Source organism: Dietzia sp. DQ11-38-2, assembly GCF_014145055.1.
Classification (GTDB): domain Bacteria; phylum Actinomycetota; class Actinomycetes; order Mycobacteriales; family Mycobacteriaceae; genus Dietzia.
The window spans coordinates 1-6,367 of sequence record NZ_JAALDW010000335.1 but is presented as its reverse complement, the minus strand read 5'-3'; the positions used below and the strand labels follow the sequence as shown (position 1 = coordinate 6,367).

General features: G+C 70.5%; 5 protein-coding genes. All 5 read left to right on the top strand.

The window, feature by feature from the left end; all coding sequences use genetic code 11:
* A partial coding sequence (locus G6026_RS17375; RefSeq protein ID WP_241728048.1) for an SUMF1/EgtB/PvdO family nonheme iron enzyme occupies positions 1 to 235 on the top strand: 235 nt, incomplete at its 5' end.
* Complete coding sequence (gene egtD / locus G6026_RS11700) at positions 232 to 1,242, top strand: L-histidine N(alpha)-methyltransferase (RefSeq protein WP_182613280.1); 1,011 nt, start codon at positions 232 to 234, stop codon at positions 1,240 to 1,242. The genes G6026_RS17375 and egtD, both read left to right, overlap by 4 nt.
* Before the next feature lie 250 nt (positions 1,243 to 1,492).
* The gene (pta, locus tag G6026_RS11695) at positions 1,493 to 3,778 is read left to right on the top strand and encodes a phosphate acetyltransferase (protein ID WP_309230261.1); all 2,286 of its coding nucleotides are present in this window, start codon (positions 1,493 to 1,495) and stop codon (positions 3,776 to 3,778) included.
* The gene (locus G6026_RS11690) at positions 3,775 to 4,986 is read left to right on the top strand and encodes an acetate kinase (RefSeq protein WP_182613279.1); all 1,212 of its coding nucleotides are present in this window, start codon (positions 3,775 to 3,777) and stop codon (positions 4,984 to 4,986) included. Before pta ends, G6026_RS11690 begins: the two co-directional genes overlap by 4 nt.
* 166 nt (positions 4,987 to 5,152) lie before the next feature.
* Positions 5,153 to 6,367: thrombospondin type 3 repeat-containing protein (locus G6026_RS11685; RefSeq protein ID WP_206682025.1), on the top strand; the 1,215-nt coding region annotated here is incomplete at its 3' end.

Sequence of the window (6,367 nt, the reverse complement as noted above, 5' to 3'; positions counted from 1 at the left end):
GGACCGGTCGATCGGCGGGGTGTGGGAGTGGACCTCCAGTGCCTACCTGCCCTACCCCGGGTTCGTCACCGAGGAGGGTGCGGCGGGCGAGTACAACGGCAAGTTCATGTCCGACCAGCATGTACTGCGCGGCGGCAGTGCCCTGACCCCGGCGGGTCACACGCGGCCCACCTACCGCAACTTCTTCCCCGCCTCGTCGCGGTGGGCGGCCACCGGACTGAGGCTCGCGCGATGACCGGCACCGAGAATCCGCGTGGGACCACGACCACGACCACGACCACGACGACGACGAGGACGCCGCCTGCAGACCCCGACACCGCCGCTCTCGAGTCCGACCTTCGCGACGGGTTCTTCGCCGACCCGCCGACCGTTCCGCCACGCTGGTTCTACGACGAGAAGGGCAGTGTGATCTTCGATCAGATCACCAGGGTCGTGGAGTACTACCCCACGCGGGCCGAGGCCGAGATCCTCACGGCCCGGGCACGCGAGATCGTGGCCGCGGCCTCGACGGTGGTCGAGCTGGGGGCCGGGACCTGCGAGAAGACCCGGGTACTCCTCGACGTGCTGACACAGGCCCGCGCGGATGCGCGGTTCGTGCCCGTGGACATCAGTTCCGAGATGCTCGTCGAGAGCTCGCGCGCGCTGGGGCAGGAGTATCCGGGCCTGCGGATCGACCCGGTCATCGGTGACATCACCGCCCTCGAGGGGCCTCTGCCGGGTGAGCCGGGAGGACGGTTGGTGCTGTTCCTCGGCGGTACCGTCGGCAACTTCAGCGAGAAGCAGCGGGCCGGGTTCTTCCGGATGCTTCGTGCGCTCATGGCGCCGGGGGACCGGCTGGCGCTGGGATTCGACCTGGTCAAGAACCCGGACCGGCTGGTGGCGGCCTATGACGACGCCGCCGGCGTCACCGCCGAGTTCAACCTCAACATGCTCGACGTGATCGCCCGGACCGTCGACTGCACCGGTCTCGACCGCAGGGACTTCCGGCACGAGGCCGTGTGGAACGAGACCGAGAGCCGTATCGAGATGTGGTTGCGCGCCGTGCGTGAGGTGCGGATCGATTTTCCGACGCTCGAACGCGGCCGGACCCTGGCCGCGGGTGACGGGATCCGCACCGAGATCGCCCGGAAGTTCGAGCCCCGAGCACTCGTGGACGAACTCGCGGGACACGGTTTCGGCGATGACGCGGTCTGGACCGATACGGCCGGGGACTTCGGGTTGGCCGTCGTCGTCGTCGGGTAGCGGGCGGTCGTCCGTCGTCCCCGGGAGCGGTCGCGAGGCGGGCCGACGACGGTCGGAAACGGTACGTTGGACTGTCCCGTGCACCACGCCTTCGTCGGTGACGGTCCGTCGGCATGGACCACCCGAGCCGACCCCGCCGCTCCTGGTCGCCGTACCCGGGTGCCGCCCGGGGTCGACAGGCTCACCGATGTCTGGGGCCGCACGGGGTGTACGACGTGTGCCGGGCCGCTCGCGCTGTCACAATGCCCTCGTGCCCGATTCCGCCGCGCCCGATTCCCCCGTAGCCGAGACGCTCCCGCCCGAGCCCGCCGCTCCCACGATCCCGTCCCCGGTGACCCAGGTCCCCCTGTCCTCCTCCGCGGTCTACGTCGCGGCGCCCGAGGGCGACACCGGGAAGTCGACCGTGGCTCTCGGGCTGCTGCGGATCCTCGCCGGGACCGTCCAGAGGGTGGGGGTCTTCCGTCCGGTCACCGTCGCGCCACGTGTCGCCGGCGCCGGGACCGGACCAGGCGCGGAGTCCGTGACGGGAACAGACCCCACGCGCGACCGCATCGTGGAGATGCTGCTCCAGCACACCACCGTCGATCTCGACTACGAGGACTGCATCGGGGTGACCAATGCCCGGGTCCACGAGGACCGCGAATCGGCGCTCGCCGAGATCGTGGACAGATACCACGTGGTGGCCGCGCAGTGCGATGTGGTGGTGATCCTCGGGACCGATTACACGGGCGTGCCCAGCCCCACCGAGTTCGACTTCAACGCCACCCTCGCGGTGAACCTCGGCGCGCCCGTTCTGCTGGTGCTCCGCGGTGCCGATCGGACTCCGGGGGAGATCGGTACCAACGCCCGACTGACCCTGGAGGAACTCCGACAGGAGCACGCCCACCCGGTGGGCGTCGTCGTCAACCGGTGCGACCCCGAGGACCTGGAGGACATTCAAGCCGAGCTCGCTCCCCTGGACCTGCCCGCCTGGACGTTGCCCAGCCAGGCCCTCCTCACCGCGCCCACGATGGGTGAACTGGTCGAGGCCGTTGACGGCACGCTCTACTCCGGTGACCCGGCGCTGCTGGACCGGGAGGTCATGAACCTCATGGTGGGCGGGATGACCGGCGAGCGCATCCTGGAGCGGCTGGTGGACGGCATGGTCGTGATCGTGCCCGCCGACCGGACCGACGCCGTGCTCGCGGTCCTCACCGCGCACGCAGCGGAGGGGTTCCCGTCGTTGGCCGGGATGATCTGGAACGGCGGTCTCATGCCGAACGCGGCGATGGACCGACTGGTCAGGGGAATGCGCTCGACGTTGCCGATCGTCTGTACCTCCCACGGCACCTACGACACCGCTCGCCTGGCGGCGGACACCCGGGGGCGCGTCTACTCCGGGTCCGGGCGGAAGGTCGAGACGGCGCTGAGCCTGATGGAGACCCACATCGACACCGAGGAGCTGCTGGCCCGTCTACGCGTGGACACCCCCAGTGTGATGACGCCGCAGATGTTCGAGCACCAGCTCCTCGAGCGTGCCCGCGCGGACAAGCGTCACATCGTGCTCCCCGAAGGCGACGACGACCGCATCCTCCACGCCGCTGGCCGGCTGCTGCGTCGAGATGTCGCCGACCTGACCATCCTGGGCGATCCCGAGACCGTGCGCCGACGCGCGGACGAACTGGGCATCGACCTGGCCGGGGCACAGATCCTCGACCCGCGCACGAGTGAGCACGCCGAGCCGTTCGCCCGGATGTACGCGACGCTGCGCGAGCACAAGGGCATGACCCTGGACGTCGCGCGGGACAGGATGCTCGACATCTCCTACTTCGCCACGATGATGGTGTACACCGGCCTCGCCGACGGAATGGTCTCCGGCGCCGCGCACACGACCGCGCACACCATTCGGCCCGCCCTGGAGATCATCCGGACGAAGCCGGGAGTGAAGACGGTGTCCAGCGTGTTCCTCATGTGCCTGTCCGACCACGTGCTGGCCTTCGGCGACTGCGCTGTGGTCCCCGCCCCGACCGCCGAACAGCTCGCCGACATCGCGCTGTCCTCCGCCGAGACGGCCTCCCGGTTCGGAGTGGAACCACGGGTCGCGCTGCTCTCGTACTCCACCGGTGACTCAGGCAGCGGAGCAGACGTGGACAAGGTGCGCGAGGCCACCGAGATCGTCTGCGCGCGCATCGCCGCCGCGGGCGAGGGGGACCCGCTGGCGGACCTCATGGTGGACGGGCCGCTGCAGTTCGACGCCGCCGTCGACCCCACCGTGGCCCGCAAGAAGATGCCGGACTCGCCGATCGCCGGCCGCGCCACCGTGCTGATCTTCCCCGACCTGAACACGGGCAACAACACCTACAAGGCGGTGCAGCGTACCGCCGGCGCCGTGGCGATCGGCCCGGTCCTGCAGGGGCTCCGCAAGCCCATCAACGACCTCTCGCGTGGCGCGCTGGTCGAGGACATCGTCAACACCGTCGCCATCACCGCCGTCCAGGCGCAGGGCACGGCCGACCAGGCGCAGGCCGCGGCCGCAGACCCGGGAGAGGAGTCGTGACCCGCGTCCTCGTCATCAACTCGGGGTCGTCCTCCCTCAAGCTCCAGATCATCGACACCGCCGTCGAGGTGGAGTTGGCGTGGGCGCTGGTCGAACGAATCGGGGAGCCCGTCGGCACCCTGGCCGTGCGCCACGGTGACCTGTCCGGCTCGCCGGGCGGGGAGCGCACCGTCGAGGCCGCGTTCCCCGACCACACCGCAGCGCTGAGTCGGGTCCTTGAGGAGGCGGGGCGGCTCGGCGCTCACCCCGCCGACCTGGGAGTCGAGGCGATCGGCCACCGGGTGGTCCACGGGGGGCCGGATTTCCACGACCCGGTCGAGGTCACCCCCGAGGTGGAGGCGGGCATCGAGAGGCTCGCGCTGCTGGCGCCCCTCCACAACCCCGCTAACCTGCGAGGGATCCGCGTGGCCCGGGAACTACTGCCGGGCCTGCCGCACGTGGCGGTGTTCGACACGGGGTTCTTCCATACGCTGCCCGCCGCCGCGCACACCTATGCGATCGATCACGCGCTGGCGAAGGACTGGGACCTGCGCCGCTACGGTTTCCACGGCACCAGCCACGAATTCGTCTCGCGCCGCGCGGCAGAGGTACTGGGGCGCCCGTATGACGAGGTGAACCAGATCGTGCTGCATCTCGGCAACGGGGCCTCGGCCTCGGCGATCGCCGGCGGCCGGGCGGTCGACACCTCCATGGGGCTCACACCGCTCGAGGGTCTGGTCATGGGCACGCGTCCCGGTGACCTCGACCCCGGACTGATCATCCACCTCATCCGTGACCGCGGTATGTCGCCGGAGGACGTCTCCACCCTTCTCAACCGTAAGTCGGGTCTGGAGGGGTTGGCGCGGGTGAGCGACTTCCGCGAGCTGCTCGCGCGGGTCGACGATGGTGACCGCGACGCCGTTCTGGCCTACGAGGTGGTCGTCCATCGCCTCCGCCGCTACATCGGCGGATACTGGGCGGTTCTCGGCGACGTCGACGCCATCACCTTCACCGCCGGCGTGGGTGAGAACGTCGCCCGCCTGCGTGCGGACGTGTTGTCCACGCTCGTCGGGTGGGGAGTGGAACTCGACCCGCAGGCCAACGAGGACGGGGCGGGCGAGCGGATCATCTCGCGCGCCGGTGGCCGGGTCGCGGTCCTGGTGATCCCGACCGATGAGGAGTTGGCGATCGCCCGGGCGTGCGACACGGTCCTGGGGTTGGGAAGGTAGGCGGGCGGCGCGGAGCACCCTTTACATAAGAACAACTTTAGTATTACAGTGAGGGCTCTCCTCCCGGGCGTCAGACCGGGCCTGACGAAGCTGGTCGATGACGAAACCCTCAGGATCCGAGCCTGCCGGATGCGCTGCCGAGAGTGCCACTGAGCCTGCCCGTGAGATGCGGCGCGGCCGGCCACGAGGTCGTCGCAGGAACGGGCTGATCCCTGTCGCCCTCGCGGCCGCGGTCACCCTGGTGCTCGGCGGGGCATCCGTCGCCCGGGCCGTCTCCGCCTCGCCCCTGGACGCCCACACCGACCTCGAGTTCTCACTCGACGGCGTCACGTGGTCGGACGCGCCGGACCTCGTCCTGAGGTCGTGGGGGTGCGACCTCGCCGGCGGGCCCGCGCACACCGATCCCCGGGGTGCGATCGGGGGCACCCCCGAGGTGGACCCGTGTTCGATGTCGCCGGGCCAGTCGATCGACAGGACCTATCACGTGCGCAACGCCACCACGACGGGGCGGACCGGGCGATACGCGGTGGGGATCGGCGACTACCTGGTCTCCGGCGGGGCCGAGTTCGACGTGAGCAGCACCCTCACGGGCGCCGTTGAGGTCGACTCCCGGACCGTGACCCTCTACGGCCCCGACACCCCCCGTGCCGGGGATTCCCCGGCCCGCGGGACCACGGTGGCGGCTCTCGACCTCGCTCCCGGGCAGACGGCGACGGTGGTCGACGAGGTGTCCGTGCCCCTCGACGTGGAGAACCACACGCAGCGACAGAGCGTGAGTCCGATGATCTGGGTGTCCTTCTCCGACATCGGGGTGGTGGACACCGACGGAGACGGGTTGCCGGATCTCGCCGAGGACCAGCTCGGCCTCGACCCCACCGACCCGGTCAACCGACTGCCCGACGGCAGGACCGGCCGGAGCTTCGGGCCTGAGGTGTTCCTGCCTTCGGCGTCCGAGGGGATCGTGCTCGACGTGGATACCTCGTCCCTGCCGCCGGGCCTGCGGCTCGAGGACGGGGTCCTGAAGGGCACACCCACGAGGGCGGGGACCTACGACATCGGGTTCGCCGTGACACTGCCCGACGGGGCCACCTACCACTCCATTCGACGAGTGGTGATCCGTCCCGGGGCCGGCGGCGGCTCCGTGGACCTGCCCGACCTCATCTGGCCGGTGGTGATCGTCGGGGTCATCGGACTCATCCTGGGGCCGTTGCTCGGGTCCCTGGGCGGATCCCTGGGTGGGTCCCTGGGTGGATCCCTGGATGGGGGGATCGGGGACTCCCTCGGCGGATGGCCCGGCGGGTCGGCCGGCGTGCCCCCGGACGGGTCCTCCGACGGCTCGGCCGCTTCCGGGTCCTCGCCAGGCACCGTCGCCCCCGTCAGC

Coding starts and splice junctions, on each gene's coding strand:
- egtD (WP_182613280.1), top strand. CDS start 232: ATGACCGGCACCGAGAATCCGCGTGGGACCACGACCACGACCACGACC.